The sequence below is a fragment of the Acetatifactor sp. genome (assembly GCF_982438285.1).
This window is the reverse complement of the sequence record NZ_CEWDFQ010000317.1, coordinates 1-3,599: the sequence shown is the minus strand read 5'-3', so window position 1 is coordinate 3,599 and position 3,599 is coordinate 1. Positions and strand designations below refer to the sequence as shown.

At 55.1% G+C, this 3,599-nt stretch carries 3 protein-coding genes; all 3 read left to right on the top strand.

Translation table 11 applies throughout. From position 1 onward, the window contains the following. On the top strand, positions 1-1,069 hold a 1,069-nt coding region (locus AC1WIP_RS13110; protein ID WP_481142246.1), incomplete at its 5' end, for an FAD-dependent oxidoreductase. Positions 1,070-1,092: 23 nt separating this feature from the next. Then, positions 1,093-2,826: a [FeFe] hydrogenase, group A gene (locus AC1WIP_RS13105; protein WP_481142245.1), complete on the top strand. Its 1,734-nt coding sequence runs from the start codon at positions 1,093-1,095 to the stop codon at positions 2,824-2,826. A 33-nt stretch (positions 2,827-2,859) separates the two neighbouring features. Then, the coding region (locus tag AC1WIP_RS13100; protein WP_481142244.1) for a glycerophosphodiester phosphodiesterase family protein at positions 2,860-3,599 on the top strand (740 nt) is incomplete at its 3' end.

Genomic DNA, 3,599 nt, shown 5'->3' with positions numbered 1-3,599 from the left:
GGGCGGCATGCTGCGATATGGCATCCCCAATTACCGTTTTCCCAGGGAGCGTCTGCAGGAGGATATCGACGCCATTTTGTCCACCGGGGTGGAGGTGCATCTCAGTACCAGGATAGGTAACGGGCCGGGAGAAATCTCTTTTGACCATCTCAGGGAGACCTATGATGCGGTTTATATTTCCATCGGCGCCCACAATGACAAAAGAATCGGAATTGAGGGAGAGGATTCCAAGGGCGTTTTGTCGGCGGTGGAGATGCTGCGCCGCATCGGCGATGATGATATGCCGGATTTTAAGGATAAGACGGTTGTGGTGGTGGGCGGCGGCAATGTGGCCATGGACTGCACCCGTTCTGCCATCCGCCTGGGGGCAAAGAAGGTCTGCATCGCTTACCGCAGGCGGCAGGAGGATATGACGGCCCTTCCAGAGGAAGTGGAGGGGGCTGTTGCGGAAGGAGCACAGCTGTATAGTCTGAAGGCTCCTCACAGAGTGGAGGCGGACGAGGACGGAAATGTAAAAGCCTTGTGGGTGGAGCCTCAGATTATCGGCCCTATCGATGCCTGGGGGAGAGCCCGGGCGTCCCGGGCGGATGCGCCTCTTCTGCGGATTCCCTGCGACATCGTGGTGGTGGCTATTGGACAGGGCATAGAGACCCGGCATTTTGAGGAGGCGGGAGTATCCGTAAAGAAGGGCACCATTGCGGCCATGAGCGACAGCGAGGTGAAGGAGATACCGGGAGTGTTTGCGGGGGGTGACTGTGTGACGGGTCCCGCAACCGTAATCCGCGCCATTGCGGCGGGTAAAGTGGCGGCGGCAAATATTGACGAATATCTGGGCTGCCACCATGTGATCTCCTGTGATGTGGAAATTCCTCCCGTAAGCTACGAGGACAAGGAACCCTGCGGCAGGATTCAGCCAGGCGAGGCCGAAGCAGGAGAACGGAAAAAGAATTTCGACGCCTTTGAGCACTGCATGACCAGACAGGAGGCCTGTCAGGAGGCGGGAAGATGCCTGCGCTGCGACAAGTATGGCTACGGCAATTTAAAGGGCGGCAGAGCTGCCATTTGGTAACCGGAGGGAAAGGAAAAGAGGGCATGATAAATTTATCCATAGATGGAATTGCAGTGTCGGTTCCCCAGGGAACCACAGTGATGAAGGCGGCGGCCCAGATCGGCATTGAGATACCGCATTTGTGCTATCTGGAGGGGATCAATGAGATCAGCGCCTGCAAGGTGTGCGTGGTGGAGATGCAGGGGAAAAACGGGTTAATCACCGCCTGCAACAGCCCGGTGGAGGAGGGGATGCAGATTTACACCAATTCCCCCAAGGTAAGAAGGGTAAGGCGGACCAACGTGGAGCTTTTGCTTTCCCAGCATGACTGCCGCTGCGCCATCTGTGCAAGAAGCGGCAGCTGCAGACTGCAGAAGCTTTCCAATGATCTGGGAATTCTTAAGCTGCCTTACAGTGAGGAGATATCCCGGATTCCCTGGGAGGATGACTTTCCGCTGATCAGAGATTCCGGAAAGTGCATCAAATGTATGCGCTGTGTGCAGATCTGTGACAAGATGCAGTCAATGCACGTGTGGGATGTGCAAAATACCGGTGGGCGCACTACGGTGGATGTGGCCGACGGGCAGCGGATCTGTGACAGCGACTGCACTCTCTGCGGTCAGTGCATTACCCATTGTCCCACAGGAGCGCTCAGGGAAAGGGACGACCTGAAAAAGGTTTTTGAAGCCCTGGCCGACCTGGAAAAAATTACGGTGGTGCAGGTGGCGCCTGCGGTGCGCACTGCATGGGGAGAGGACCTGGGGCTGTCCTCCCAGGAGGCGACGGAGAAGCGCCTTGCGGCAGTGTTAAAGCGGATCGGCTTTGATTATGTGTTTGATACGAATTTTGGGGCGGACCTTACCATTATGGAGGAGGCGGGAGAGCTGTTGGAGCGGCTGAAGCGGCCGGAGGAATACCAGTGGCCTATGTTTACCTCCTGCTGTCCCGGCTGGGTCAGCTTTGTGGAGAAGCGTTATCCCAAGTACAAGGGGAATCTGTCTACGGCAAAATCTCCACAGCAGATGTTCGGCGCCGTGACAAAGAGCTATTTTGCCAAAAAGACGGGGATTGATCCCGGACAAATCTGCAGTATATCCATTATGCCCTGTGTGGCAAAAAAGAGAGAGGCGGCCCTTCCCGGCATGCAGAGCGCCCAGGCGGGGCCGGATGTGGATATTGTGCTGACTACCAGAGAACTGATCCGCATGATTCGCGCAGAGCACATCAATCCAAGGTTCCTTAAGGAGGAGGAGTTTGACTCTCCGCTGGGAGTAAGCACAGGCGCTGGGGTGATCTTTGGCGTAACAGGGGGTGTTATGGAGGCGGCGCTGCGCACGGCCTATGCCCTCTGCCAGGGGCATAATCCAAGGCCGGAGGCTTTTTTTGAGGTGCGGGGAGAGTCCGGCAGAAGAGAGGCAAATTTTTCTCTGGGCGGCAGGATGCTTCGCACCTGCATTGTAAATGGCTTGTCCAATGCGGAAAAACTGATGCAGGATGTGGCTGCGGGAAGGGCGGCGTATGATTTTGTGGAGGTCATGGCCTGTCCGGGCGGCTGTGTGGGCGGCGGGGGGCAGCCCATAAAAGATGGCGAAGAGCTGGCAACGGAGCGCGGCAGCAGGCTTTATCTTCTGGATGAAAAGAGACAGCTTCGCTTTTCCCATGAGAATCCACAGGTACAAAAGGTGTATGAAGAGTATTTGGGCAGGCCTTTAAGCCCCAGGGCCCACAGGCTTTTGCATGTGGAAATTGGGGAGGAGGACCAGAATACGGATAAATGACTAAAATACGGAAGAAGAGGAAAGAATAGTACCATGACAATGCTGGGACTGGCATGTGCTTTGCTGCTTGCAGCGGCACTGTACTTTTGGATGATTATGCCGCGGATGAACCACAGGCCGGATATGACATATTTTAAGAAATGGATGTATGCGCACAGGGGGCTGCATGACAATGGCTCGGAGGCTCCTGAAAACTCCATGAAGGCCTTTCAAAAGGCGGTGGAGGCCGGGTTTGGGATAGAATTGGATATTCAGCTGTCAAAGGACGGGGTTGTGGTGGTGTTCCATGATTTTACCCTGAAAAGGGTATGCGGCCGCCCGGGAAAGGTGGGGGATTATACCTGGAAGGAGCTGCAGGGATTTTCCCTGTTTGACTCGGGGGAATGTATTCCCCGGCTTGAGGATGTGCTTAAGATGGTGGATGGAAGGGTTCCGCTGATCGTGGAATTTAAGATTGAGCGGACGGATCTTTCCCTGTGTCCGGCGGCGGATCAGCTGCTTCGGGCCTACGGGGGCCGTTACTGCATGGAATCCTTTAACCCGCTGGGGGTCTGGTGGTACCGCCGCAATCACAGAGATATTGTGAGAGGACAGCTCTCCGATGGATTTCTGTGGGAAAAGGAATATAGAGGTTTTTTTGGATTCCTGCTGCAGAATCTGTGTTTCAACTGGCTTGGCAGGCCTGATTTTATTGCATACAATCACAAATATCCGAATATTCTGTCCAGAAGGCTCTGCAGAGAGCTGTATAAATCCACTGCAGCGGCCTGGAC

Bases quoted from the DNA above. Each gene is read 5' to 3' on its own strand.
- AC1WIP_RS13105 (WP_481142245.1), top strand. From the start codon at position 1,093: ATGATAAATTTATCCATAGATGGAATTGCAGTGTCGGTTCCCCAGGGA.